The organism is Dongia rigui (assembly GCF_034044635.1).
Lineage (GTDB): Bacteria > Pseudomonadota > Alphaproteobacteria > Dongiales > Dongiaceae > Dongia > Dongia rigui.
This window is the reverse complement of record NZ_JAXCLX010000001.1, coordinates 1,760,966-1,786,822: the sequence shown is the minus strand read 5'-3', so window position 1 is coordinate 1,786,822 and position 25,857 is coordinate 1,760,966. Positions and strand designations below refer to the sequence as shown.

20 protein-coding genes are annotated in these 25,857 nt (G+C 63.0%); 15 read left to right on the top strand and 5 right to left on the bottom strand.

What is annotated here, in order from left to right; translation table 11 throughout:
- Nucleotides 1-126 precede the first annotated feature (126 nt).
- On the top strand, nt 127-1,956 hold the full coding sequence (locus SMD31_RS08320) for an IlvD/Edd family dehydratase (RefSeq protein WP_320500349.1): 1,830 nt from the start codon (nt 127-129) through the stop codon (nt 1,954-1,956).
- Nucleotides 1,957-2,037: 81 nt separating this feature from the next.
- Here the strand turns inward: SMD31_RS08320 and SMD31_RS08315 are convergent, their stop codons facing one another.
- Nucleotides 2,038-3,312, bottom strand: coding sequence for a cystathionine gamma-synthase family protein (locus SMD31_RS08315; protein WP_320500348.1), 1,275 nt, complete (start codon nt 3,310-3,312; stop codon nt 2,038-2,040).
- A gap of 197 nt (nt 3,313-3,509) precedes the next feature.
- On the opposite strand from SMD31_RS08315, the gene SMD31_RS08310 reads away from it, so the two are divergent.
- The gene (locus tag SMD31_RS08310; protein WP_320500347.1) at nt 3,510-5,684 is read left to right on the top strand and encodes a catalase; all 2,175 of its coding nucleotides are present in this window, start codon (nt 3,510-3,512) and stop codon (nt 5,682-5,684) included.
- 57 nt (nt 5,685-5,741) lie between these two features.
- On the opposite strand, the gene SMD31_RS08305 is transcribed toward SMD31_RS08310, so the two are convergent.
- Together SMD31_RS08305 and SMD31_RS08300 are read right to left on the bottom strand one after the other, a co-directional pair.
- Nucleotides 5,742-6,836, bottom strand: a complete 1,095-nt coding sequence (locus tag SMD31_RS08305) for an asparaginase (protein WP_320500346.1) — start codon at nt 6,834-6,836, stop codon at nt 5,742-5,744.
- Nucleotides 6,837-6,923: 87 nt separating this feature from the next.
- Entirely contained in the window at nt 6,924-7,532 is a 609-nt protein-coding gene (locus SMD31_RS08300) for a CGNR zinc finger domain-containing protein (protein WP_320500345.1), read from the bottom strand.
- Between the two features lie 83 nt (nt 7,533-7,615).
- On the opposite strand from SMD31_RS08300, the gene SMD31_RS08295 reads away from it, so the two are divergent.
- The 8 genes from SMD31_RS08295 (at nt 7,616) to SMD31_RS08260 (ending at nt 14,932) form a co-directional block, all read left to right on the top strand.
- Complete coding sequence (locus SMD31_RS08295; protein WP_320500344.1) at nt 7,616-8,476, top strand: DMT family transporter; 861 nt, start codon at nt 7,616-7,618, stop codon at nt 8,474-8,476.
- A 40-nt stretch (nt 8,477-8,516) separates the two neighbouring features.
- On the top strand, nt 8,517-9,089 hold the full coding sequence (locus SMD31_RS08290) for an RNA methyltransferase (protein ID WP_320500343.1): 573 nt from the start codon (nt 8,517-8,519) through the stop codon (nt 9,087-9,089).
- A 127-nt stretch (nt 9,090-9,216) separates the two neighbouring features.
- Nucleotides 9,217-9,750, top strand: coding sequence for an invasion associated locus B family protein (locus SMD31_RS08285; RefSeq protein WP_320500342.1), 534 nt, complete (start codon nt 9,217-9,219; stop codon nt 9,748-9,750).
- Nucleotides 9,751-9,784: 34 nt separating this feature from the next.
- Nucleotides 9,785-10,939 carry a 23S rRNA (adenine(2503)-C(2))-methyltransferase RlmN gene (rlmN, locus tag SMD31_RS08280; protein WP_320500341.1) on the top strand — a complete coding sequence of 385 codons (1,155 nt, stop codon included), beginning with the start codon at nt 9,785-9,787 and terminating at the stop codon, nt 10,937-10,939.
- Nucleotides 10,940-10,987: 48 nt separating this feature from the next.
- The gene (locus tag SMD31_RS08275; RefSeq protein ID WP_320500340.1) at nt 10,988-12,016 is read left to right on the top strand and encodes a tetratricopeptide repeat protein; all 1,029 of its coding nucleotides are present in this window, start codon (nt 10,988-10,990) and stop codon (nt 12,014-12,016) included.
- Nucleotides 12,017-12,551: 535 nt separating this feature from the next.
- Nucleotides 12,552-13,073 carry a hypothetical protein gene (locus SMD31_RS08270; protein ID WP_320500339.1) on the top strand — a complete coding sequence of 174 codons (522 nt, stop codon included), beginning with the start codon at nt 12,552-12,554 and terminating at the stop codon, nt 13,071-13,073.
- 240 nt (nt 13,074-13,313) lie between these two features.
- A complete protein-coding gene (locus SMD31_RS08265) occupies nt 13,314-14,525 on the top strand; it encodes an argininosuccinate synthase (protein ID WP_320500338.1) in 1,212 nt (403 codons plus the stop codon).
- Nucleotides 14,526-14,611: 86 nt separating this feature from the next.
- Nucleotides 14,612-14,932, top strand: a complete 321-nt coding sequence (locus tag SMD31_RS08260; protein ID WP_320500337.1) for a heavy metal-binding domain-containing protein — start codon at nt 14,612-14,614, stop codon at nt 14,930-14,932.
- A gap of 4 nt (nt 14,933-14,936) precedes the next feature.
- Here SMD31_RS08260 and SMD31_RS08255 read toward each other — a convergent pair whose 3' ends face one another.
- The gene (locus SMD31_RS08255) at nt 14,937-16,817 is read right to left on the bottom strand and encodes a sugar-transfer associated ATP-grasp domain-containing protein (RefSeq protein WP_320500336.1); all 1,881 of its coding nucleotides are present in this window, start codon (nt 16,815-16,817) and stop codon (nt 14,937-14,939) included.
- 360 nt (nt 16,818-17,177) lie between these two features.
- Here SMD31_RS08255 and SMD31_RS08250 point away from each other — a divergent pair, with 360 nt between their 5' ends.
- From SMD31_RS08250 to SMD31_RS08230, 5 genes are read left to right on the top strand one after another with little or no spacing between them, the layout of a single operon-like run.
- Nucleotides 17,178-19,088, top strand: coding sequence for an LTA synthase family protein (locus SMD31_RS08250; RefSeq protein WP_320500335.1), 1,911 nt, complete (start codon nt 17,178-17,180; stop codon nt 19,086-19,088).
- Nucleotides 19,085-20,890, top strand: a complete 1,806-nt coding sequence (locus tag SMD31_RS08245; protein WP_320500334.1) for an LTA synthase family protein — start codon at nt 19,085-19,087, stop codon at nt 20,888-20,890. The genes SMD31_RS08250 and SMD31_RS08245 overlap by 4 nt, the downstream gene beginning before the upstream one ends.
- A gap of 55 nt (nt 20,891-20,945) precedes the next feature.
- Nucleotides 20,946-21,440 (top strand): GNAT family N-acetyltransferase, encoded by a 495-nt coding sequence (locus SMD31_RS08240; protein ID WP_320500333.1) that lies wholly within the window; start codon nt 20,946-20,948, stop codon nt 21,438-21,440.
- Nucleotides 21,441-21,483: 43 nt separating this feature from the next.
- Entirely contained in the window at nt 21,484-22,956 is a 1,473-nt protein-coding gene (locus SMD31_RS08235) for a sensor histidine kinase (protein WP_320500332.1), read from the top strand.
- Nucleotides 22,953-23,960: a glycoside hydrolase family 5 protein gene (locus tag SMD31_RS08230; RefSeq protein WP_320500331.1), complete on the top strand. Its 1,008-nt coding sequence runs from the start codon at nt 22,953-22,955 to the stop codon at nt 23,958-23,960. Before SMD31_RS08235 ends, SMD31_RS08230 begins: the two co-directional genes overlap by 4 nt.
- On the opposite strand, the gene SMD31_RS08225 is transcribed toward SMD31_RS08230, so the two are convergent.
- A complete protein-coding gene (locus SMD31_RS08225; RefSeq protein WP_320500330.1) occupies nt 23,935-25,803 on the bottom strand; it encodes a HAMP domain-containing sensor histidine kinase in 1,869 nt (622 codons plus the stop codon). The genes SMD31_RS08230 and SMD31_RS08225 overlap by 26 nt on opposite strands.
- Nucleotides 25,804-25,857: the final 54 nt, after the last annotated feature.

The window sequence follows — 25,857 nt, the reverse complement described above, 5'->3', positions numbered from 1 at the left end:
AGTGCGAATGGAGCGACCCGCGATTGCCGGGCATGACTCACATGCCGCTTAAGCGCGGCAAAACATATCTGATAGAACCCAGTCGACAGGTTGTCCCCGTCGACAGGCCTGCCAAGGAGTAGCCCCATGCCATCGCGAGATCACACCCCCGGCCAGCACGCTCCCGCCGAGAGCGGCCGCAAGATGCGCTCCCGCGCCTGGTTCGACAATCCAGACAACGCCGACATGACGGCGCTCTATCTCGAGCGCTATCTGAACTACGGGTTCACGCGCGAAGAACTGCAATCGGGCAAGCCGATCATCGGCATCGCCCAGACGGGTTCCGATCTCTCGCCCTGCAACCGCCATCACCTGGTCCTGGCCGAACGCCTGCGCGACGGCATCCGTACCGCGGGCGGGATCCCCATCGAATTCCCGGTGCACCCGATCCAGGAAACCGGCAAGCGCCCGACCGCGTCGCTCGACCGCAACCTGGCCTATCTCGGTCTCGTCGAGGTGCTCTATGGCTATCCGCTGGACGGCGTCATCCTCACCATCGGCTGCGACAAGACGACGCCCGCCTGCCTCATGGCGGCGGCGACGGTGAATTTGCCGGCCATCGCTTTCTCCGTGGGGCCCATGCTGAACGGCTGGTACAAGGGCGAGCGCACGGGTTCCGGCACCATCGTCTGGAAAGCGCGGCAATTGCTGGCGGCGGGCGAGATCGATTATCAGGGCTTCATCGAGTTGGTGGCGTCCTCGGCCCCCTCGACCGGCTATTGCAACACGATGGGCACGGCGACGACGATGAACTCGCTGGCCGAAGCCTTGGGCATGCAGCTCCCCGGTTCGGCCGCCATTCCGGCGCCGTACCGTGAGCGTCAGCAGATGGCCTATGAGACCGGCAAGCGCATCGTCGAAATGGTGCGCGAGGATTTGAAGCCCTCCGACATCCTCACCAAGAAGGCCTTTCGCAACGCCATCCGGGTCAACTCGGCGATCGGCGGCTCGACCAATGCGCCCATTCACATCAACGCGATTGCCAAGCATATGGGCGTCGAAGTGACGGTGCAGGAATGGCAGGATCTCGGGCGCGACATTCCGCTGCTCGTCAACCTGCAGCCGGCCGGCGAGTATCTGGGCGAAGACTATCACCATGCCGGCGGCGTGCCGGCCGTGGTGAAGCAGCTGATGAATGAGGGCCTCATCGACGAGGACGCGCTCACCGTCAACGGCAAGACCATCGGCGAGAATTGCCGCAACGCCACCATCGAGGACGACAAGGTCATCAAGACCTTCAAGAACCCGATGGTCGACAAGGCCGGTTTCGTCGTCTTGAAGGGCAATATCTTCGACAGCGCCATCATGAAGATCAGCGTCATCTCGGAGGAATTCCGCCAACGCTATCTCTCGGATCCGAAGGACAAGGACGCCTTCGTCGGCACCGCAATCGTGTTCGACGGGCCGGAAGATTATCATCACCGCATCGACGATCCGGCGATGAAGATCGACGCGCAGTCGGTCCTGGTTATCCGCGGTGTCGGCCCGGTCGGTTATCCGGGTGCGGCCGAGGTCGTCAACATGCGCCCGCCCGCTTATCTCATCAAGCAGGGCATCTCATCGCTGCCCTGCATCGGCGATGGCCGTCAATCCGGTACCTCGGGTTCGCCCTCGATCCTCAATGCAGCACCCGAAGCGGCCGTTGGCGGTGGCCTTGCCATCCTCAAAACCGGCGACAAGATCCGCGTCGATCTCAACACCGGCGAGGTCAACATGCTGGTTGAGCCGGCCGAACTGCAGGCGCGTCGCGACGCGCTCAAGAAAGCCGGCGGCTATCCCTTCCCCGAGCATCAGACCCCCTGGCAGGAAATCCAGCGCGGGATCGTCGATCAGCTCAACGAAGGCATGGTGTTGAAGCCCGCCGTGAAGTACCAGCGCATCGCCCAATCCAAAGGCCTGCCGCGCGACAATCACTGAGGCTGTCGTTTCGCCGTTATTCTGATTGTCATGCCCCGGCCAAGCCGGGGCATGACAATTAAGTCTGTCCTCGACTTCCACTCACACCTTCTCCAGCGCACCCTCCAGATCCGCAATCAGGTCCTGCGGGTTTTCCAACCCCACTGACACGCGCACCAGCGCATCGGTGACGCCGACCTTGTCGCGGATTTCCTTGGCGACACCTGAATGCGTTGTCGAGGCTGGGTGCGAGATGAGCGATTCCGTGCCGCCGAGACTGACGGCCAGCGTGAAGAGATGTAAATCGTTCAGGAACCGGAAGGCGCCGGCCTCGCCGCTCTTCAGCGTGAAGGAAAAGGTCGACCCCCCGGCTTGTGCCGATTTCTTGTAGGCGCGCTGATAGGCCGCGTCCTTGATGAAATCCGGGTGATAGACCGCAACCACCTTGGGGTGCGTGCTCAAATAGCGCGCGATCTCGGCCGCTGAGTTGCTGGCGCGTTCCATGCGCAGATGCAAGGTCTCCAGCGACCGCCCCAGCATCCAGCTGGAATGCGGATCGAGTTGCATGCCGAAGGCCGAGCGGATCTTGCGGATGGGGCCGAGATTGGCGGTGCTGCCGATCACGGCACCGGCCACCAGATCGCTATGCCCACCGACATACTTGGTCAGCGAATAGACGATGATATCTGCGCCGAATTGCAGGGGTTGCTGGAAAATCGGCCCCAGCATGGTGTTGTCGACGACGATCAGCGGTCGCGAGCCCTGCCGCTTCTCGATCACGTCAGCGGCCCGCGTCATCAGTTCGAAATCGACGATGCCGCAGGTGGGATTGGCCGGGCTTTCGACATAGATGATGGGCACTTTGGTACCCTCGCTGCGTTTCACCGCATCCATCACCGCTGCTTCATGCAGCCCATCCATGAAACCCTGCGCCTTCAAGCCGAAGGGCGCCAGCGTCCCCACCAGCAAGGTTTCCGTGCCGCCGTAAAGCGGTTGGCTGTGGATGATGGTGTCGCCGGGGCGTGCGAAAGCGAGAATCGCCGCCGTGATCGCAGCCATGCCGCTGGCAAACATCAACGCGCCTTCCCCGCCCTCAAGCACGGCGAGACGTTCTTCGACGATCTGCAGATTGGGGTGGTTGAAGCGCGAATAGACGAGGCCGGCGTCCTGGGCATTGGGGGGCACGCGGCGGCCGGAAACGTAATCAAAGAAATCCTTCCCGTCCTCGGCCGATTTGAACGCGAAGGTCGAGGTGAGAAAGACGGGCGGCTTCACCGAACCCTCCGACAGGAAGGGGTCGTAGCCGTAGCTCGTCATCAAGGTTTCTGGGCTGAGTTTGCGATTGCCGATCGATCCTTGCCGATAGCTCGACTTCATCTGATCTCTCCTTGGGGCAGTTTTGGCTGGCATCATGTCACCGCCACCTGGGGCGAGCGACCGCAAACTTTCTTGCGCCGCAACATGTCGCTCATCGCATCTATCTCCGAATAGCGCCTGCGCCGGAACGGGCGCCGCGCCAGCGGGTTGCGCGAGTGAAGATTAGAACAGTTCCATAAAAGCAAGGATGCCCGCCCATGGCCCCCAGCAAGACTTCGAAGAATGCAGCCGCGAAGCCGTCTGCTAAGACTGCATCGGCAAAACCGAAAGCCTTCGGCGCCAAAGGCGATGCGGATGCCTTGCGCGGCTCAATCGGCCAGGGTGGCGAAACGCATCAACGCGCTGCTGGGTCCAATTCGCGCCTCACCAGCAACCAAGGCACGGTGATCTCCGACAATCAGAACTCATTGCGCCAAGGTGACCGCGGACCCAGCCTGCTCGAAGATTTCATCCTGCGCGAGAAGATCACGCATTTTGACCATGAGCGCATTCCGGAGCGCATCGTGCATGCACGCGGCTCGGGCGCGCACGGCACCTTCCAGGTCTATCAATCACAGGGCCATGTGACCAAGGCTGCCTTTCTGCAAGACCCGAAGGTGAAGACGCCCGTTTTCGTGCGCTTCTCGACCGTGGCGGGCGGCGCCGGGTCGATCGACACCGCGCGCGATGTGCGTGGCTTTGCGGTCAAATTCTATACCTCGGAAGGCAATTTCGATCTCGTCGGCAACAACATCCCCGTCTTCTTCATCCAGGATGCGATGAAGTTCCCCGATCTAGTGCATTCGGTGAAGATGGAACCTGATCGCGGCTTTCCGCAGGCGGCATCCGCCCATGACACGTTCTGGGACTTCGTCTCCCTGATGCCCGAAAGCATGCATATGCTGACCTGGGTCATGTCTGACCGCGCCATCCCGCGCTCCTATCGGATGATGGAAGGTTTCGGCGTTCACACCTTCCGTTTGATCGACGCGAAGGGAAAGGCGAGCTTTGTCAAATTCCACTGGCGGCCGCTCAATGGCAGCTTTTCCCTGGTCTGGGATGAAGCGGTGAAGCTCGGCGGCGCCGATTACGACTTCCACCGGCGCGATTTGTGGGAAGCGATCGATGCCGGCAACTTCCCGGAATATGAACTGGCCTTCCAGGTCTTCGACGAGAAGTTCGCCGACAGTTTCGATTTCGACGTGCTGGATGCCACCAAGCTCATCCCTGAAGAACTGGTGCCGCTGCAGGTCGTGGGCAAGATGACGCTCAACCGCAACCCCGACAACTTCTTTGCCGAGACCGAGCAGGTCGCGTTTCATCCCGGACATGTGGTTCCCGGCATCGATTTCAGCAACGACCCGCTGCTGCAGGGACGGCTCTTCTCCTATCTCGACACCCAGCTCATCCGTCTTGGCGGGCCAAACTTCCACCAGATTCCGATCAATCAGCCCAAATGCCCGTTCCGCAATCTGCAGCGCGACGGCCACATGCAGATGCAGGTCCCCAAGGGCCAGGTGAACTACGAGCCCAATTCACTGGACCCGGAGGCGCCGCGGGAATCGCCGACAGATGGTTTCGTCAGCCATCCCGATCCCTATCCCGTCGTGCAAAGCGATAAGGTGCGGGGGCGCGCCGAGAGCTTTGGCGACCACTACAGTCAAGCCCGGCAGTTCTTCCTGTCGCAGACCAAGCCGGAGCAGGACCATATTGTTGGCGCCTTCGCCTTCGAACTGGGCAAGGTCTCGCGCCCGGCGATCCGCGCGCGCATGCTTGCGCATCTCAACATTGTTCATAAGGACCTTGGTGCCAAGGTTGCAGAAGCACTCGGCATGGAGATCGATCCCGCCCTGGTCCGTGCCTTTGCCGAACCGAAGACTCTGAAGCCGTCGCCGGCCCTCAGCCTCCTCGCCAAGGCGCCGCAAACCATCAAGGGCCGGAAAGTAGGCGTGTTGGTGACCGAGGGTTCATCGGCGGCCCTCATCGCTGCCATCTACAAGGCGGCGATGAAGGAGGGCGCAAAGGTCGAACTCGTTGGCCCGCGCGTCAGCGGTGTAAGCGGCGATGACGGCGCCGAACTTCCGATCGACCACGCGCTATACGCGGCGCCTTCGGTCGTGTTCGATGCGGTGATCGCCATTCCCTCAAAGGACGGTGTCGCGGGGCTGCTCAGAGAAGCTGCCGCCATAGACTGGCTGCGCGATGCGTTCGGGCATCTCAAGGCCATCGGCCACAACGCCGCGGCTGCACCGCTCCTCACCAAGGCCGGCATTGAGGTCGACGAAGCGGTCGTCGATATCGAAGGCGGAGCGGGATTGAAGGCGTTCATCGCCGCCGCCAAGCAACACCGTCTCTGGTCCCGCGAGCCGAAGGTCCGCAGTCCAGGCGATTGAGGAGATGGGAGCGCGCTGTCGGCGAGAGGGGGTGGGTCGGCTGGAATCGGTCGCTGCTTAAAACGGTGCCGTCTCGTGCAGCAAAGGGGCTGGCGTGATCTTGCCAACGGCTGTCCCCGCCCAGTTTTTGAGCGTGGGGTTCAAAGACTGTTTCAACTGCTCCGCTTGATCCGCATCGATGATGTCGAAATGGCGCAGCAACTGGCCCATGACGACTTCGGCGCCGCGGCCGTTGCCGTCCTCGATCTTCAGGCAGAAGCCGAGGCCCAGTTCCGGGAAGGCGCCCATATAGACGCCCTCGGCGCCGGTCTTGATCGCGGCCTTGGTGCCGGTCACTTGCATGATGTCGGTGCAAAAGCGCGTCGTCCCCGCCACATACCACGGCTCATGCGACATCGCGGTGAGGATGCGGCTGCAAGCGGCGGCCCGTGCGGGCGGCAGATGATGTGGATCCGCCATTTGCGCCATGCCAAGCGCATGGTGGCCCACCGGAAAGGCGATGGTGGGAATGCCGCAGCCGTCGATGCCGCGCGGGACACCGGTCAAATCGGTGCCGCACATCTGCTCCAGAATGCCAACCAGGCGCTGCTGGACCTTGTGCTCGTATTGGATATAGCCCTTAGGTGCTTCGCCCAGATGCACAGCGGTGCTGAGAAACCCGGTATGCTTGCCGGAACAATTGTTGTGGGCGCGCGTCGGGGTGACACCACCTCGCAGCATGTCGTGCATGGCGGGCTCGTAATAAGGATAATGCGCACCGCATTCGAGGTTGTCTGCCGTGAGGCCGATCTTGCCCAGCCATGCATTCACGGCCTCGACATGGCCCGGCTCGCCGCTATGCGACGCACAGGCCAGGGCAATCTCTTTCTCGCTGAGGCTATAGCGGTCGGCGGCACCGGATTCCACCAGCGGGATGGCGAGCAACGGCTTGATCGAGGAGCGGCCATAGATCGGGCGGTCGATATCGCCCCAGGATTTCACCACGCGGCCATGGGCATCGACCACCGCCGCAATCGCCCGGTGCCGGCTTTCCACCAGATTGCCGCGCCACACCTCGACCAGGATCGGGCTGTCGCCTTGCGGCAGGTCGGCATGTGCGTGCGGCTGTGCGCGCGGGTGCGGATGGTCGTGGGTATGGCTGTGATCGTTCATGGGGCAGGTACTCTGTTGCGGCGGCTATTTTTGTCGGCATTTTTGGTGGGGGAGAATGCGCCGAAGGCCGCCTTCTGGCAACCGCCCCTAGAAGGCCGCCATGTGCCGACCGCGATAGCGGTTGACCTTGGCCTTCACGCCGCAATCCGACATCGCGCACCAGCGGCGCTTGCCGTTCTTGCTGGTGTCGAAGAAGAACCAGCGGCAATCCTCGGCCGGGCATTGCTTGATGCGGATGACATCGGGCCCGGTCAGCAGGGCGATGGCATCTCGGACGATTGCGTCCCTCAAGCTGCCAAGCGGGTCGAGATCTTGTGGCTGCGGCTCGGCGCGGTTCTCGGCGTCGTTCCAGGAAAGGTGCAGCGGCGGCGCCAGCGCGGCCAGGCGGTCGAGCGCCGCGGCATCGGGTGCGCGACCGGTGGCGAGCGCCGTGAAGATGACGCGCAGGATTTCGCGCACTTCCAGCAAGCCGGTAAAAACGTCCGGCGCCGGTGGGGCGAATGCCTTGAACCCAGCGCGGTCTGCCCAGCCCATCAAGGCGGCCGCATCCCCCAGCCGGTCGGCGGCATCGGGCAGCGCCACCGTGTTGCAGAAGGCGAGGCTGAGCCGCCCGGCCACGAATTCCGACTTCGGAACCCGTGCCGGCAGTGGGCTGGCGAATGGGGGAATAACGTTTGGGCTGTCGATCTGGCTCACAGCTGTAACCACTAAAACTCAATTGACTGGTTACAGTAGCACGCGGCATTGTAACCGCCAAACAGACTTTCAATGGTTACAGCATGCATCCCGCCCATCTGGCCCTTGGTTTGGGCATTTTGCTCTCCGGTTTCAGCCCCATCCTGGTGCGCCTGTCGCCGCTCGACCCCGGCTCGACCGCCTGCTGGCGGCTGCTGGTGGCGGCCATCCTGTCGCTGCTGTTTGCCCGGGCGCGCGTCGTCTTGGCGCCCAAGGTTTTGTTATGGGTGGTTTTTGCGGGCTTCCTGCTGGCCGCCGATCTGGTGCTGTGGAACATCGCCATCATGACGACGACCGTGATGGAAGCGGCGCTTCTGGTCATGCTCTACCCCCTCCTGGTGGCGGCGATCGAGATATTGTTCCTGAAACAGCGCCTGCGCTGGCAGTGGATCGCGGGCGGCCTCATCGCCTTTTCCGGCGTGATTTTGATGACGGTAGGACCCGGTTTCGGCTCATTCGGGACGGGCCATTCCAGCGTCACCGGCAACCTCCTTGCGCTCACGGCGGCGTTTTTTTATGCCGGCTGCCTCGTCATCACCGCGCGCCTTTGCCGTGACCAGGACATCCAGGCGGTGACCTTCTGGGAATTGCTCAGTGCCGGCCTCTTCTGCCTGCCCATGACCATCTGGGAAGCCCATGGCAGCCCGGCCGATCTCCGGCAGACGGGCTTCATGGCGCTTTACGGCCTCATCACCTTTGCCGGCTATTTCCTGGTCAACAAAGGCCTCACCAAAGTCGCCGCCAGTGTCGCCGCCATCCTGGGCTATGCCCAGCCAGTCATTGCCACGCTTATTGCTTTTTTCCTTTTATCTGAAGCACCTGGCGGCTTTGCGCTGGCTGGTGGCATCACGGTCCTGGCGGGCCTCGCCTTCGCTGCGCGCAATAAAACCCAAGGTGCGGGATAGCTGGCCTTTTTCGCCCCTGTTGGGTAGGTTCCGGCCCATCATGAGCCAGAATCCCGTCAATCGCGGCTATTTCGCCATCGGCGTCGAGGGTATCTCGAAGCCGATGAATCTGGGCGCCGTGCTGCGCACCGCCCATGCCTTCCACGCCAGTTTCTGCTTCACCATCGGCGCCCGCTTCAATGTGCGGGACGTGCTGGCCTCCGACACCTCCGTCGCCTTCGATTCCATGCCGGTGCAGATTTACGAGGATCTGGCGGCTTTCCAGCAGCCTTTGGGCGCCCGCATCGTCGGCATCGAGATCACCGAGGATGCGATCGACCTGCCCAGTTTCACGCATCCGCCGGCGGCCATCTATGTGTTGGGGGCGGAGAAGGATTCGCTCTCGCCCGAGATGCAGGCGCGCTGCGATTTCATCATCAAGATCCCGACGCGGTTCTGCGTCAACGTGTCGGTGGCCGGCGCCATCGTGATGTATGATCGCATGATCAGCCTCGGCCGCTTTGCCGAGCGCCCGGTCCGGGTGGGCGGACCGGCGAAGCCGCTTGCGGCACATAAGCGCGGATTACCCGTGTGGAAGCAGAAGCAGCTGAAAAAACAGCACAATTCTGATTGATCCACAGGCTTTTCGGCGGCCGGGGAGTGGATTTCGGCGCCGATCCTTGCTAGATGATGGCAGTGCCCGCGCGCCGATTGAAGCGCCCTTGCGCCCGATTTCCCTGTGAACCCGCGAAAGACAGTCCATGCGCCTTGATTGCCTCACTCTTGCCGGACGCCTGCTCTTGCCGTTTGCCCTCATGGCGGCGACCCTCTCGCCCGCTTTGGCTGCGGATACCCCGAAGAGCCTGGGCGCCTTCAAGAAATGGCAGGCGATGACCGCCGAGGCCGATGGCAACCGCTCCTGCTACGCGATGAGCCAGCCCACCGACCGGCAGGGCAATGTGAAGAACCGCGGCAAGTCAGCGGCGCTGGTGACGCATTTCCCCGAGATCGGCGCGCTCGACCAGGTCTCCATCGTGCTGGGGTTTGAGCCGCAGGCGAAGTCGCCGGTCATCGTCAAGATCGGCGGCTTCACCTTCAAGTTCACCGAGGTTGCCGATGATCGCGCCTGGGTCAAAAGCCGCGCCGACGACAAGGCGTTGGTCCAGGCGATGCGCAAATCCAACCAGATGGTGGTGACGGCGACGACGTCGAAGGGCCTCAAGGTCCAGGACACCTATGACCTTTCCGGTTTCACCAAGGCCTACCAGACCATGAGCAAGGCCTGCACGAGCTAAAGCCTGCACCAGCCAGCCAGATCGAGAAGACCAGATGAGCATCGAGAAGCACGCCGAATCCTTCGCCGCCCCGGCCGTCGACGCACAGGGGCGCCGCGACCTTATCGGTCTGTCGCGCGCGGAACTGGAAGCGCTGATGGGAGATGTGGGCGAGCCGAAATTCCGCGCCCGCCAGCTGTGGCATTGGCTCTATCACCGCGGCGAGCGCGACTTTGCGAAGATGAGCAATCTCTCGAAGGACTTCCGTGTCCGCCTCGACGAGAAGTTCTTCGTCGGCCGCCCGGATATCGCGGTGAGCCTCGCCTCGAAGGACGGCACCCACAAATGGCTGCTGGAGTTCAACGACCATCAGAAGGCCGAGACGGTCCATATCCCGGAAGAGGATCGCGGGACACTCTGCGTTTCCTCGCAGGTCGGCTGCACGCTCACCTGCAAGTTCTGCCATACCGGCACCCAGCGCCTGGTGCGCAACCTGACCGCCAATGAGATCGTCGGCCAGGTGATGATGGCGCGCGATCACTTGGGCGAATGGCCGAGCCCGCCGGATGGGCGCATGCTCTCCAACATCGTCATGATGGGGATGGGCGAGCCGCTCTATAATTTCGATCAGGTGGCGAAGGCCTTGAAGATTGTCATGGATGGCGAAGGTATTGCCATCTCGAAGCGCCGCATCACCCTGTCGACCGCCGGCGTCGTGCCGATGATCGAGCGCTGCGGTGCCGAGCTCGGCGTCAACCTTGCCATCTCGCTGCATGCCGTCAATGACGAACTGCGCAACGAAATCGTGCCGATCAACAAGAAGTACCCGATCAAGGAATTGATGGCGGCGCTGGAGAATTATCCGGGCCTCTCCAATGCGCGGCGCATCACGTTTGAATACGTCATGCTGAAGGGCGTCAATGACAGCCCGGCCGATGCGCGGGCGCTGGTGAAGCTGATCTCGAAGGTGCCGGCCAAGGTCAATCTGATTCCGTTCAATCCATGGCCGGGCGCGCCCTTCGAGCGCTCGACGCCGGCAGCCATCCGCGATTTCTCCGACATCGTTTTCGATGCGGGCTATTCCAGTCCCGTACGCACGCCGCGTGGCGAAGACATCATGGCGGCGTGCGGCCAGTTGAAGAGCGACAGCGTCAAGCAGCGCCGCTCCGACAAGGACCGCGCGAATCCTGCAGCGGGCGAGGCGGCCTAAGTGCATTGCATCGCGCGTGGGTTGATCGCTGCTTGGCTGGCGATCGGCATGATGGGTATGGCTGTCGCCCAGGATTCCGGCCAACAACCCAAGGCTCAGCCCAAGCCGACCAATCCATTGCTCTACGCTTGCTTGAAGCCGGGTGATACCCAATCGGTGGTGGTCGCTTGCACCACCGCCATCGAAAGCCGCCAGCTGCAGGGCGAGGCTCTGGCTGCGGCTCTTTTCCGCCGTGGGCTCATGCAGAGCCAGCGCGCGGAGATGCCGGCCGCTGCCAATGATCTCTCTGCAGCACTGAAACTGACGCCCAAGGCGACCGACGTGCTCTATGCCCGCGCCACGCTTTACAGCGCCATGAAGCGGTACGATCTGGCAATCGCCGATTACGACACGTTGCTGACGCTGGTGCCGGGTGATCCGGATTCGTTGTATCAACGCGCCTGGTCGCGGGCGGCGCTGGGGCGCGATGCGCTGGCGGTCGAGGACCTCACGGCGCTGCTGGCGCAAGCCAAGGGCGATGTCGATGCCTTGATGGATCGCGGCGGGCTCTATCTGCGGCTCGGCAAGTTCCTGGAAGCGGCGGCCGATTTCGGCACCATAGCGAAGCAGGACCCGAAGGCGGCGGCGGCCTTCTATAATCGCGGCCGGGCGATGTTCCTGAAGGGTGATTTGGCGGCGGCCGCCAAGGATTTCCAGCAGGCCGAGACCCAGCGCACCGACAACCCTTACGCCAGCCTGCGCCGCTATCTGGCGCTGGGCTTGGCGCCCAAGGGCAAGGCCGATGCAAAGATCCTCACCGACATCATCGCAAAAATTCCGCCGGAGAAGTGGCCGATGCCGGTGCTCGCGACCCTCGCCGGTCAAATGCCGGAAAAGGACCTGCTGTCCGCGACCGAGGTCAGCAACAAGAACGTGGCAAGACGGCTCGAAGCCGAGGCGCACTACTATCTCGGTGAAGCGGCGCTGCTGAGGAAAGATACCAAAGCCGCACGCGATCACTTCGCAGCGGCAGCCAAGGCCGATCGCAGCCTGCCCGAAGCCGTCGATGCCGGTTGGCGCCTGAAGCAGATCCAGTAGCTGTCGGAACCAGGATCAAGGGGAAGAGGGGCGCCCGGCAGGCCATCTGCACTATGGGGGGAGTGTGCAAACTCGATGGCCCGCCGGGAGCACTTGGCATCGATCCGGGGCTGCGGGTCGGCGCCAAGCAATCGATTGTGAGGCGCCCGCTCTGGTCAGAACGGGCAGGGCGCCTGAACATGCGCGCTGAAGTCTGGCTCACTAAAGGTACGGTGGGTGACGAACGGTGGACCACAATCAAGGCCCCAGCCGCCATCCGCATCCCGTCCTCGCGCGGCTGACAAGCGACATGTAACGGCACAATACACGCTTAAATATTACGAAAACCTGAAGGAAATTAGCAACATTGCGCAGTTTGGCGTGGCTGCGTTAACGTTTGCCCAGTAGAACCTGCCGAAAAACATTAACAATCGGGGCCAAACGCATGTTTCGTATCCAGATTGCCCGGCGGAAACAAATTCAGTGCCTTGGCCTTCTTTTCTCGGGAATAGCGTTTCTGGGCATATCCGTACCGGCTTTTGCCCAGAATCCGGGCTTGGACGCCTGCCTGTCCTTCGATCGGACTGCCTGTGACGGGGTGCTGAAGGCCGAGCCGGACAATTTGACGGCGCTTTTCATGCGCGGCCTGTCAGCCGAGCTTGCGGGCGACGATGCTGCAGCGCTCAAGGACTTTGACGCCACGGCCACCATCGAGCCGCGCCATTTCGGCGCGCAACTCTGGCGCCAAGTGGCGGCCGCCGGCCTCAATGACACCCGCGCGGAGGCGCTTGCGGCCTATCTCGCCAAAGCCCAGCAACTGCCACCCTGGCCGCGGGTGCTGGCCGAGCTTTATCTCGGCCGGGCCGATGCTGCCGCGGTGCTGCATTTGGCGGAAAGTCAGCCGCAAAACGTCCGTGCGGAGGCGATCTGCGCCGCCGAATATCATGTCGGCCGTTATGCCCGCCTGAAAGGTGATGCGGCGGGCGCCACAGCCCATTTCCGCAACGCCCTGGCGACCGGGGCGACCCATGTCTTTGAATACCAGGCGGCCAAGCGTGTGTTGAACGGCGCGCAGTAGGGTCGCTTAGAGAGAGCCATCGCTTCCGCCCCCCTCCCAGCCCTCCCCCTGAAGGTGGGAGGGTTTTGCATTGAGCTTGCGCCAATACCTCGTTCTAAACCTCCCACCTTCAGGGGGGAGGCAGGAGGGGGGCTGTAAGTGACGAGTCAATCCCGTCCCCCTGCGGCACCGCCCGCCCTTGCCACTAACGCCCATTTCCCCTAGGTTCCGCCCGCTTTTTTCCGTCATGCAAGGTGGTTCATGTCGCGCGATATCAAGAAGGTGGTCCTGGCCTATTCCGGCGGTCTCGATACGTCGGTCATTCTGAAATGGCTGCAGGACACCTACCGATGCGAGGTGGTGACCTTCACGGCGGATCTGGGGCAAGGCGAGGAGCTGGAGCCGGCGCGCAAGAAGGCCGAGATGCTGGGTATCAAGGAGATCTTCATCGAGGATCTGCGCGAGGAATTCACCCGTGACTTCGTCTTCCCGATGTTCCGCGCCAATGCGCTCTATGAAGGTCAATACCTGCTCGGCACCTCGATCGCGCGGCCGCTCATCGCCAAGCGCCAGATCGAGATCGCGAAGTTGACCGGTGCCGATGCGGTGGCCCATGGCGCCACCGGCAAGGGCAATGACCAGGTACGCTTCGAGATCGGCTATTACGCTCTCAACCCGGAGATCAAGGTGATCGCGCCGTGGCGCGAATGGGACCTGACGTCCCGCACCAAGCTCATCGAATATGCCGAGAAGCACCAGATTCCGGTCGCCAAGGACAAGCGCGGCGAAGCGCCGTTCTCGGTCGATGCCAATCTGCTGCACTCCTCCTCCGAGGGCAAAGTGCTGGAAGATCCGTGGCAGGAGCCCGATGAGATGGTCTACCAGCGCACCATCTCGCCGGAAGCGGCACCCGACAAGCCGACCTATATCGAGATCGGCTTCCTGAAGGGCGATGCGATTTCAATCGATGGCGAGAGGCTCAGCCCGGCGACACTGCTCACCAAGCTCAACGCGCTCGGCAAGGCCAACGGCATCGGCCGCCTGGATCTGGTCGAGAACCGCTTTGTCGGCATGAAGTCGCGCGGCGTCTATGAAACGCCCGGCGGCACCATCCTCCATGCCGCCCATCGCGGCATCGAAAGCATCACGCTGGATCGCGGTGCGGCGCATCTCAAGGACGAGATCATGCCGCGCTATGCCGAGCTCATCTATAACGGCTTCTGGTTCGCCCCCGAACGCGAGATGCTGCAGGCTCTCATCGACAAAAGCCAAGAACATGTCGAAGGAACGGTGCGCCTGAAGCTCTATAAGGGCAACGCCACCGTGGTCGGCCGCAAATCGGCAAAGTCACTCTATTCGCTGCAGCATGTGACCTTCGAAGACGACGCCGGCGCCTATGACCAGCGCGATGCCCAAGGCTTCATTAAGCTCAATGCATTGCGTCTGCGCCTGCAGAAATACGGCCGCAAGTAGGCGGCTGCCAGACGCGGTAGGCATTGTATCAACCCCTCATCCTGCAAATTGGATGGGGGGTTTTTCTTTGATAGGGAGGAAGATTGATGATCGTCACAACCACGTCCAATATCGAGGGCAAGCGTATTGTCGAGTATCGCGGCGTCATCGCCGGCGAGGCGATCGTCGGCGCCAATATCTTTCGCGATCTTTTTGCCTCGATCACCGACATCGTCGGCGGCCGGTCCGGCGCTTATGAAAGCGCGTTGAAAGGCGCTCGCGAGACGGCTTTCGACGAGTTGCGCGATGCGGCGCGCCGCGCGGGCGGCAATGCGGTGGTCGGTGTCGATATCGACTACGAAGTCGTCGGCAAAGCCGGCTCGATGCTGATGGTCAGCGTCAGTGGAACCGCGGTCGTGGTGGAATAAGCCCTCACCCCAGCAGCGCACCGCGCAGGTCGCGTTTCACATGCCAGGCCATCAGCCTGCCCAGGCGCGCGTTGCCGAGCGGCGCACGCGCGGTGCGTTGGATGATGTCGAGGTCCGGCGCACCATTGGCTTCGATGATGCAGGGGCCGTCTTCAAGAATGGCGACGTCCCAGCCGATAACGGCGAAATCGCTGAATGAGGGGTGCGCGCGCTCGACCAGCGCGCGCGCTTCGGCCCAGCGCGGCAGGATGCGGCCCTCGATGGCGGCGCCAGTGATCGGATGCGTGGCGAACCAGCCCGAATGGGGGGATAGGCCGAGATCGGTCGCAGCGCCTAAGCGGCCGCTCGTGATGTCGACCGCCGAGGCGATGCCGCCGGCGTGGAAATTGTCGACCGCCGAGCCGGAGACGCGCGGCATGCGGAAGGCGGCATTGGTCACTTCATAAGCGCCGCTTTCATTGCGGCAGGTGACGATGCGGATGGTGGCAAGGGTCCCGCAATTGATATCGGCCAATGCCGCATGATTGGTCAGCGTCTTTTGCACCAGCATATTGGTCTCGGCTGATTGGTCGATCACCGACTGGCGCAAGGCCGCAGGCGTCAAATGCTGGCCATCCTTATGGACGAAGATGCCCTCGGCATATTGCCATTTGACGGCACCGCGCCCGCCACTGCCTTTGCGCGGCTTGATGAAGAGATCGACCGGCGGCAATTCGGCAAGATCGGCAAAGGCGGCGTCAGGCAAGCCATCTGTCGCAGCGAAGACCACGGGTGCTGCCGGCAGGCCCAGTTCAAGGCAGCGGTTGTGGAATTCGAGTTTCTCGCTAAGGCGATGGCCGGTCGCCTTGTGCATGATCTTATAGGCAGAGGCCTTGGTTTCGCTGCGCTGCAGATACTGCCCGGCGACGGCGCCAAGCGCCGGATCGAACAGTTCGAACTGATAATAGGTCTTGGGCGCCAGGCCGAACTTCCACATGAAAGCCATCTGCTCGGCAAACTGCCGCAAGGGCGATTTGCCGGTGCGTCGCATGATGCTGGGGCCAAGGCGCCGCGTGAGGCGGATCCCGGCCGCCATGCCGACCATTCCGTCGGCAATGATCAGGCCCTCCATGGCGCGTTGCAGGCGTCGGCGGCTGAATTTCCGCGAGGTCAGTGTGGCCGTGGTAAAGGCCAGCTGCGCGGCGCGTAAGGTCACGGCGGGTTCAGCCGCTGTCTCTGCCGTGACGATCTGGCTCTGCAGGGCGTGACGCGCCGTTATCTCTGCCGCCAGGCCGATGAAGGCCAGCAGATAGAGCTGCAGGAAGGCAAACTCCAGCAGATCGGTGATGTTGTCATAGGTCTCGAGGCTGAGGCCGAAATGGTGCCGCAGATGCGGCTCGCCGACATCAAGGCCAAGGTCGATGCTTTGCAGCCCGAGGCCCAGGCCCAGCAATGGCACGATCGGCGTGATGAAGCGCGCCGCGCTGCCGGGATGGCGCGGTCGCAGGCGCGCAACCGTCAGCGTAAAGGTCACGGCCGCCAGCCAGCACAGCAGATCCCCGATCCAGAACGGCGAGACCTGTTGTTCGTAATGCTCGATGAAGCCGCCGAAGAGTTCGGAAAAAACGAAGACCAGGCAAATGACCGCGACCAACAGCCAGAAGGGGCGGCCAAAGGGATCGGCCAGGTCGCGCTCAAGCTCATCCTGGGCCTGATGACCCGCCTGGCGCGCCAGCGTCAAGGCCAGGATGGCGCCAAAGGCATAGACGATCGCATTCACGCTATCGACCCAGTCGTGATGCGTGATTTCGGCACCGATGAAGGCGATCAGCGCCAGCGGAATGAGCAGAGCCCAAAACAGGATCGAGCGGATGAGGTCGCGCGGATCGAGAACACGGGTGGTCATGGAAATCATCGGGTCGAACAACTCATCAGCTGGGGCGATCCTGTTTACGGCCACGGATCGGCCGTCTTGGGCGACACCGGCCTCACCTTGGCGCGTTCGCGCGGTGGGTGCCAGCGCAATGTGGTGATACGCGGCTGACAAAAAGATTACCACGAGCGGGTAAGGTAAAATATTGTTTTTCCTGCATTTGCAGGCCTTCCACTGCCCAGCCGCGGCAGCGACGCCGCGTCGGGCCGACCGCCCCAATCACGCAGTTTTGTTACCAGCATCGGCACCGAACCGAGACTCTTTTGTTAAATTCAGCTAGAAAAGCGCCTGCCGATAGGGCGGTGCATCTTATTTGGGCAATCGGTTGCGGATATGAGTCGATCGACGGGGAATTTGCGCCGGCAGAAGGCGGGGATTTGGCGACCGCAGGCGCTGGTCAAGACCTGGCGCATCCCGGTCCTGACCGTGGGCAGCTGCTATCTCGTCGCCTATCTGGTTTCGGGTCTTGCCTTTGGGGTCTGGGTCGAACCGCATCGCGCTCTTCTCGATCTTGCCCTCCTTCTCATCATCGGCCGCCTGGTTCTCAATTTTTCGCGCAAGGTCTGGGCGTTCACGGCACTGATGACGCTCCTCATCGGGGCCTTCTTTGTGGGTTCCAGCGCCAAGATCGCCATGCTGGGGCGCCCGGTCATGCCTGACGACGTCTACAGCGTGGTGGCGCTGGTGCGTATCATGGGCTGGCTGGGCTGGGTCGTGGTGGCGCTGCCGCTCGGCCTCATCGTCGCTCTCCTCATCGGCAACATGAAACTCGGCAGCCGGGCGGCGCAGGCATCCCTCGCGGCCATGGTGGCGCTGCCGATGGGCTGTGGCATCTTCGGCAATGCCGCCTTGCGCGGCGCCGATATCGTGGTCGGCAATCATCCCTGGGACCAGCGCGAGAATTTCACCATGCGCGGTCCGACCCTCCATATCCTGCAGGAAACCTTGCGCGCCTTTGCGACCAGGAAGCCCGCCCCCACCGAAATGGATGTCGCTGCCGCACTCGACCGCATCAATGCGCAGGCGGGCGACAACGGTTTGGCGGCCCTTGGCGCCGACCCCGCCGTGCGGCCGGTGGCGCTGGGCGGTGCGGCCCCCCGCAACGTGCATATCCTGCTGCTTGAGAGCTTCTGGGATCCGACACCGCTGCTGCCCAAGGATCATCCGGTGGCGAGCGACGGCCAGCCCATTCTCGACACGCGTTTTTTGAAGCTGTGGGACGAAACGGGCCGCTCGAGCGCGCTGTCGCCGACCTTCAGTGGCGGCACCGCCAATGCCGAGTTCGAGTTGCTATGCGGTTTTCCGGTCGATAGCTGGGCGGTGAAGTTCGAGCAGGGATTCAACACCGCACCCTGCCTGCCGGCATTGCTGGCGGCGCAGGGCTACCGAACGGTTGCCAGCCACCCCAATGCGCCGGGCTTCTGGAACCGCATCAACGCCTATCGCCGCGTCGGCTTCGAGACGTTCTGGTCGCAAGGCGATTTCAAGATGGACGACATGATCGTGTGGATGCTGAGCGACCGCTCGCTCTACCGGCAGATCGATGCGAAGCTGAAGGCCGAAGCCGAGGCGCGGCCGGTGCTCGATTTCATCGTGACGCTCTATGGCCATTGGAATTACGACATGGTGCCGGAACGGCCGGCCGTCATCCCGGTCAACCCGGCGCAGACCGAGCTTGGCCAATACGCCACCGCCATGCGCTACAAATCGACCGAGCTGATGGATGAGATCGAGCGCCTGCGGCGCGAGGATCCTACGTCGCTGATCATCGCCTTTGGCGATCACCTGCCCAATCTCGGCTATAATTGGGGCGAGTATAAGAACAACGGCTTCATCGCCGGCGGTTGGGGCGATTTCTCGCCCGAGATGTATCTGCGCTCGCGCACCACGCCGCTCATTGTCATCGACGGCAAGAACGGGCCGCTGAAGCTCGGGACCCAGCCGCTCTATCGCCTTAATCAGCTGGTGCTGGACCGGCTGGGGCTCGACATGCCCAATATTGGCGCGCTGGTGCCGCCGCCGGAACGCCTCACGATCCGCCCGGTGCCCGACACGGTCATCGGCTACGACGCGCATGCCAAGGCCTTCCTGTGCAATCCAGGTGCTGGCGGTGGCGCTTGCGATGCCGTGCAGCATTGGCTCGACGATGTGAAGCTGGTGGCACGTGACATCTTCGATGGCGACGGCCATGCCCTGGCGCTGTTGGAGCGGCATCGGCATCCCGTCGCGGCCAGCCTGAAATGATGCTGAAGCGGTGGCACTGGCTGCTGCCCGTCCTGTCGACGGCGCTCCTCTACGGCGTCGCCTATGGCATTTCCGACTATGTCTTCAACGTCGCCATTGTGACCCGGCGCATCCCGGCCGATTTTGCAGCGCTTCTCGCGCTGTCCCTGCTGCTGTTCGCCTTGTCGCGCCGGACGAGCCTGTTCCTGGTTTTGCAGGCGCTGCTGATCGGCACCCTCTATGTCGGCAGCGCCGCCAAGAGCGCCATCACCGGCCGCCCCTTGATGCCGGAAGACATCTACAGCCTCGATGCCTTCATCAAGCTGATGGGTCCGCTGGGCTGGCTGGTGGCGGGTCTGCCGGCGCTGCTCATCCTGGCGCTGTTCATTGGCAATCTGCGCTTTCGCGGCCGCTTGCGCCAATCGATCCTGCTCATCGCCTCGGGCCTGTTCCTCAGTGCCGGGGCGGGTTCGATCGGCCTGGTTGACTGGATGGATCATCTCTGGGGCGACAAGCCCTGGGACCAGCGGGAAAATTATGTCTGGCGCGGCGGCACCATCCATGTGCTGCAGGAACTCGTGCGCACAGTGGCACTCGCGACACCGGCGCCGACGCCTGAAGAAGTCGGTCAGGCGATCGCGCGGCGCCTTGCCGCGGCCGATCTCACCGCGCCCGCCGGCCACCGCCGCAACGTCCATGTTGTGCTGGAGGAAAGCTTCTGGGACCCGGCGCCGCTGACGGCGGCGGGCCTCCGGCAATCGCCGCTCGACCCACGCTTCCTGGCGCTGTGGCAGGCAGCCGGGCATTCGACGGCGATGTCGCCGGCCTTCGGCGGGCAGACCGCCAATGCCGAATTCGAGGTACTGTGTGGCTTCCCGCTGGCGCAGGGCGCCGTGCGCTTCGAACAGCCGATGAACGACAATCTCCCTTGCCTGCCGCGCGTGCTGGGGCAGGCCGGCTACCGGACGGTGGCGTCCCACCCCAATATTCCAGGCTTCTGGAACCGGCAGGTGAGCTATGCCCGCTTGGGCTTCGAGACATTCTGGTCGATCGGCGATTTCGTCCTGGATGACATGACCTCGATCTTCCTCTCGGATGCATCGCTGCACCGGCAGGTCGCCGAGAAGCTCAAGGCCAGCGATGATGGACGCCCCGTCTTCGACTACACGGTCACCTATTACGGCCATTGGATGTATGACGTCGACGATAAGCGCCCGCTGCTGGGCGAGGCGCTGAGCCATGTCGACGAGGTCAATCGCTATGTCAGCGTGGTGCATTGGAAGTCGCGCGAGATGATGGACGCGATCGAGCGCTGGCGGCGCGATGATCCAGACGCCGTCATCGTCGTCTTCGGCGATCACCTGCCGCTGCTGGGGAAGAACCTGGCGGGCTATGCCGAATCAGGGTTCCTCGGCGGGGAAGCCGATCATGTCTCGCCGCAGATCCAGGCACGCGCGACACAGACGCCACTCATTGTCATCGATGGCCGTCACGGGCCGCTGCCGCTCGGGTCATTGCCAATGTACCGGCTGCCCGCGCTGCTGCTGGCGCTGGTCGATGCGCCGCAAAAAAGCGTCGCGAATCTCGCCGCCGCGCCGGCCGGTCTCACATTGCGGCCGCTGCCGGGTCATGTCGTGGGCATCGATGCCGCCGGCCAGCCCTTCCTGTGTCAGGGTGACGACGCAAGCGGCCCTTGCAAAGAAGTGGCGCGCTGGCACGACGACATCGATCTGCTGGCGCATGACATTTTCGCCGGCAACGGGCATGCTGTGGCACGGGTCAGCGGTGATGCGGCGGATCTTGCCGCCATCGCCAAGCCATAAACGGGGCCGGTTGCAAAAACCGGCACAGACAACGGAACGAGGCACAGGTCGGCGCATGAAAGCGAATCCGAACGTGGCGGTTCGGGCGCTCAGCGCGGCCGACGTCGACATCGTCCAGGAGATGGTGCTGGAATTCGGCGCCTATCTCATCTCCCTCGGCGATACCTGGCAGCACAATTTCACGGCCGAGAAATACCTCGAGGACGGATTCGGCCCGCATCCGGCCTTTCGCGGCTTCATCGCCGAGAGGAACGGCCAGGCACTGGGCTATATCCTGCTGTCACCCAATTACGATGTCGATCGCGGCATGCGGATTGAAGTCATCATCGACCTCTGGGTGCGGCCGGCCATCCGGCGCAGTGGAGCCGGCCGGGCGCTGATGGCAGCGGCGGCAGCTAGCGCCGCGGCAAACGGGGCGCAATCTTTGTTATGGGCGGTTTATCGTCCCAATCGGCTGGCCTTCGATTTCTATCAGGCCATTGGCGGGCGGCTGGTGGCCGATCTCGACTGGATGTATCTCGACCTGCCGGGGCTGGAACAACGCGGCTAAGCAGGGTTTAATGGCGTGAACCGGAGCGCTGAAGAGGATCGTCTTGCCGCAATCCCGTGCCGCCACCACGCGCCTGGTGCGCCGTTTCGCCGTCACCGGTGCCGCGATCATGCTGCTGTCGGCGGCACTGGTGGCACCCATCCACTATTACATCGAACAGCGCGACATCAAGCAGTCGGTCGCCGATTATAATGAAAGCCTCGCCAATATTCTCGCCTTCCTGACGCGCGACCATGTCAAGGCGATCCTGGTGACGGCCGACGAATCCGAACACGCGCCGATCCTCCACGCCATCCGCGCCACGTTGGATGGAGCCTTCGAACATATCGATCCAGCGTCAAATCTGCTCAAGGTCAAGCTGTTCGATGCGCGCGGTGTGCTCATCTATTCGACCAATGCCGAGGAGATCGGTGAGGTGGGCGACAGCGACGACGATGGCTTTGAACGGGCCTTTCGTGACCATACCCAGCACACCGACCAGACCTACCGTGCAAAGATCAACGCTCTGCGCGGACCCCTGACCGATCGCTATGTGGTGGCTAGCTATGTGCCGATCTTCGCCGATCCCGACCGGAAGCAGATGCTGGGATTGTTCGAACTCTATAGCGACGTCACCGAGCGCGAGAGCGCATTCCGTCAGGCGTTGATCCTGGAGATGGTGCTGATCGTGGTCATCGTCGGCATCGGCTATGCCGGCCTGCTGGTGGCGATCTGGCTGGGCGCCCGGGACATGGAGCGCGCCCACCACATGAATCTTGAGATGAGCACCAAGATGGCAAGCCTCAGCGCCTCGGCCCAGGCGCGCACGCGCCTGCTGATGTCGATGAGCCATCATCTGAAGACGCCGCTCAATGCCATCATCGGTTTTTCCGAGATGATCGCCGAGGAACGGCTGGGCGCCCTGGGTGACAAGCGCTATGCCCACTATGCCGGCGACATTCTCGAATCCGGCCGGCATCTGCTGCAGGGCATCGACAACATCCTTGAGTATGTGCGCGTCGACAGCGGCAAGGTCACCATCAATCCGGACATGATCGCGCCACAGCACCTGCTGGCGGCAATCGTGCGTGACCTTGCCCCTGCCGCAGCGGCGGCGCAGGTCAGCGTCGTGGTGGCGCCGCTCAGCAGCGAACTTGCGCATATCGTCAGCGACGTGCGCTTCCTGCGCCAGATCCTGCGCAACGTCACCGACAACGCCATTCGCTACAACCGGCCGGGCGGGCATGTGTGGCTCGACTGCACGATCAGGGATGCGGGTCATGTCGCCTTCACCATCGCCGATGACGGGATTGGCGTCGCCGAAGCGGACCTTGCCGACATCTTTGAACCCTTCGGCACCAAGGCGCAGGTCTTGACCCAGGTGCAGGGCGGGTTCGGCCTGGGCCTGTCGCTGAGCCGGCGCCTTGCCCAATTCCTCGGCGGTACTTTGAGCCTGGAGCGGCGCGAGGCGGGTGGCGTATCGGTGACCCTGGTGCTGCCGCGGGAGATCGGCGCCGCTGGTGACGGTGCAGGATGAGGCGGCCACGAACCCTTTGGGCACCACCAACCCATTGGGCATTGGTGGCCTGGCTGGTGCTCTGTGGTATCCCGGCGGTGCCGGCGATGGCGCTGGACGTGCGTGGGCCCCATTTCGTCGATGGCGGCGAGATCCTGCGCCTCAAAGGCATCGCCATGGGCGATGTCGGCGATCTGCCTGCCGATGAGAATCCCTATCCCGAGATCGCGCGCGATTGGGGCGCCAATGCCGTGCGACTTTCCATCCATCCCGGTTCCTGGCGCGACGATTCGGTGGGGGCGCTCGCACGCCTCACGCAGCATGTCGAATGGGCGCGGTCGGCCGGACTTTACGTCATTATCGATTATCACGCGATCGGCTGGCCGGATGGCTATGCGCAGGACAAATTCGTGGCCAGCGACAAGACGACCACGGATTGGTACGACACACGCATGTCCCTGGCGCTCGATTTCTGGCGCGCGGTCGCCAGCACGTTCAAGGACGACGACATCCTTTTTGAATTGTGGAACGAGCCGGTTTCCGGCGCTGCCGAGCAGCTGCTGGGCGATGGTGCAAGTTGGCGCGCGCTGCAGCCTTTCTGGCAGCAGCTGACCCATCTCATCCGCGGCCAGGGCAACAGCAATGTCATCCTTGCCGCCGGATCGCATTGGGCCTTTGACTTGAGCGGCATCGCCGAATACCCGCTATCCGATCCCAATACGGCCTATATCTGGCACGTCTACCCGGGCGGCGACTTGGCGCCCCATGAGCCGGGCCTGGAAAGGCTCGCCGACAATCACGCGGTGATTGTCACCGAATGGGGCTTCGAGCCGGGGTCGTCAGAACATTGGGCCGGCACGGCGAAAAGCTTCGGCGAACCGTTCGTGGCGCTGCTGGAACGGTACAAGCTGTCCTATACGGGCTGGTGCTGGAACGTCGCCTATGGCCCATCCTTGCGCAATTCAGACGGACGGTCGCTGACGCCCTGGGGCGCTTTCCTCAAACGTTACCTGCACGCGAGCTGAGCCCGCCATCGGGCAAGTTCCCGCCCTGCGGCAATCGGATCGTCACCTTGGTGCCCTGGCCAGGCTTCGACGTGATATCGAGTGTGCCGCCATGCAGGTCGATCAGGGATTTCGCCAGCGGCAGCCCCAGGCCGGAACCGTCATGGCGCCTGGCATAGGCATTGTCGAGCTGCCCGAAAACAGTGAGGGCACGCGGGATGTCCGCTTCCGCGATGCCGATCCCGGTATCGGCGACGCTGATTTCCGCGCCGTCGCGGAACGCGCTGGCGCTGACGCGGATCTCGCCCCCCGCCGGGGTGAATTTCAAGGCATTGCCGATGAGGTTGACCAGAACCTGTTTCAGGGCCCGCGGATCGGCCCAGAGGTCGGCATCGGCAACATCGTCGGCAATCAAAGCAAGGCCGCTCTGATCGGCCTGCACCTGAACCAAGGCCAGCGTGTCGTTGATGAGGCCGCGCAAAGAGAAATGCTCGAGCTGCAGTTCCATGCGCCCGGCTTCGACCTTGGAAAGGTCGAGCACGGAATTGATCAGCGATAGCAAATGCTGGCCGCTGCGCCAGATGTTGTTGGCGTATTCGACATAGCGCTGCTCGCCGATTTTGCCGAACAGCTCCATCGCCATCGCCTCGGAATAGCCGTTGATGGCATTGAGGGGCGTGCGCAGTTCGTGGCTCATATTGGCAAGGAACATGCTCTTGGTGCGGTTGGCGCGCTCGGCGGTTTCCTTGGCGATACGGAGTTCCAGGGTGCGGGCGGCAACCTGACGTTCCAGTTCCTGGCGCACCCGCTCGGCCTCACTGTGCCTTATGCGTTCGCGGTCCACCTCGAGCCGCAGGCGGTCGAGCCGGATATCCGTCTGGCTGGCGACGAGACTCGATTCGAGCTGCCGCAGGGCCTTGAGATGCGCCAACGCCGTGGCAATGGCGCCCGCGCGCTCGCAGATCCGCGCCAGCTCGGTATGGCATTTCAGCGTCAGGTCCTGGATGCCGGCGGCGATGGCCGTCTCCAGGGCCTCGGTCACCAAGGCCTGGGCCTGGGCGAAATCGCCCAGCGCATCGCGGGCGCGGCCGAGATGCATCAAACAGCTGACGCGCTCATAGGGCGATTCGGCACGGGCCAGCGCATGACGCGCGACTGCGGCGGTAGCAAGGCTTGCCGCCCCGTCGCCATTGCGCGCCTGGGCCAGCGCCGCCATGCTGTGGCAGAACGCCTCCAGATTGCCGTTACCGATGGCGCAGACCAGTTCCAGCACGCTGCCGACGGTCGACAGGACGCGCGCATCCTCACCCGCCTCGATGCAGGCATCGAGCAGGCCGCAGCCCAGATGCGCGCGCGAGCGTGTGACGGCCGGTCCCGGCGGCAATTCGTCGAGCAAGGCAAGGCCATTCTCGAAGGCGGCGATGGCTTCGTCGTGATAGCCGCGCCGGCGCATGATGTTGCCGGTGTCCTCAAAACAGATGGCCCGGAAAAAGATATCGCCGGTTTCCTCGAACAGGGCGTGGGCCTGCTGGTTGCTCTCCAGCGCCTCGTCGAAGAGGCCCACCTCGTCATAGATTGCGGCATAGGTCCGCAGGACGATGCCTTCGCGCTGCCGGTCGCCGCAACGCACGAAGAAGCCGTGGCAGGCTTCGAGGTTGTCGAGCGCGTCGGCGTATTGGCACATGACACGCTGCTGTCGGGCGCATTCCAGCCGGCAGGCGGCAATCAAGCCCTCATCGTCGGCCTCGACAGCCAGGGCCAGCGCCTTTTGCGTGAGGCTGAGGGTCCGGGCATGGCCGCTCTCAAAGGCGGCATCCGCCTCCTCCAGCAACGCATCGATCCGGGCCTTGACGTCCTCGCTCACGTCGACGTCCTCGTTGGGGGGGCTGCATCGGGCGCCGGCAGCGTTTCGTCCGCC

What these genes read in the sequence shown, in the direction of transcription:
- SMD31_RS08250 (WP_320500335.1), top strand. Translation starts at nt 17,178, where the DNA reads ATGAGTCGATCGACGGGGAATTTGCGCCGGCAGAAGGCGGGGATTTGG.
- SMD31_RS08310 (WP_320500347.1), top strand. Translation starts at nt 3,510, where the DNA reads ATGGCCCCCAGCAAGACTTCGAAGAATGCAGCCGCGAAGCCGTCTGCT.
- SMD31_RS08245 (WP_320500334.1), top strand. Translation starts at nt 19,085, where the DNA reads ATGATGCTGAAGCGGTGGCACTGGCTGCTGCCCGTCCTGTCGACGGCG.
- SMD31_RS08230 (WP_320500331.1), top strand. Translation starts at nt 22,953, where the DNA reads ATGAGGCGGCCACGAACCCTTTGGGCACCACCAACCCATTGGGCATTG.
- SMD31_RS08240 (WP_320500333.1), top strand. Translation starts at nt 20,946, where the DNA reads ATGAAAGCGAATCCGAACGTGGCGGTTCGGGCGCTCAGCGCGGCCGAC.
- SMD31_RS08320 (WP_320500349.1), top strand. Translation starts at nt 127, where the DNA reads ATGCCATCGCGAGATCACACCCCCGGCCAGCACGCTCCCGCCGAGAGC.
- SMD31_RS08255 (WP_320500336.1), bottom strand. Translation starts at nt 16,817, where the DNA reads ATGACCACCCGTGTTCTCGATCCGCGCGACCTCATCCGCTCGATCCTG.
- SMD31_RS08260 (WP_320500337.1), top strand. Translation starts at nt 14,612, where the DNA reads ATGATCGTCACAACCACGTCCAATATCGAGGGCAAGCGTATTGTCGAG.
- SMD31_RS08275 (WP_320500340.1), top strand. Translation starts at nt 10,988, where the DNA reads ATGATGGGTATGGCTGTCGCCCAGGATTCCGGCCAACAACCCAAGGCT.
- SMD31_RS08265 (WP_320500338.1), top strand. Translation starts at nt 13,314, where the DNA reads ATGTCGCGCGATATCAAGAAGGTGGTCCTGGCCTATTCCGGCGGTCTC.
- SMD31_RS08315 (WP_320500348.1), bottom strand. Translation starts at nt 3,312, where the DNA reads ATGAAGTCGAGCTATCGGCAAGGATCGATCGGCAATCGCAAACTCAGC.
- SMD31_RS08290 (WP_320500343.1), top strand. Translation starts at nt 8,517, where the DNA reads ATGAGCCAGAATCCCGTCAATCGCGGCTATTTCGCCATCGGCGTCGAG.
- SMD31_RS08305 (WP_320500346.1), bottom strand. Translation starts at nt 6,836, where the DNA reads ATGAACGATCACAGCCATACCCACGACCATCCGCACCCGCGCGCACAG.
- rlmN (WP_320500341.1), top strand. Translation starts at nt 9,785, where the DNA reads ATGAGCATCGAGAAGCACGCCGAATCCTTCGCCGCCCCGGCCGTCGAC.
- SMD31_RS08295 (WP_320500344.1), top strand. Translation starts at nt 7,616, where the DNA reads ATGCATCCCGCCCATCTGGCCCTTGGTTTGGGCATTTTGCTCTCCGGT.
- SMD31_RS08285 (WP_320500342.1), top strand. Translation starts at nt 9,217, where the DNA reads ATGCGCCTTGATTGCCTCACTCTTGCCGGACGCCTGCTCTTGCCGTTT.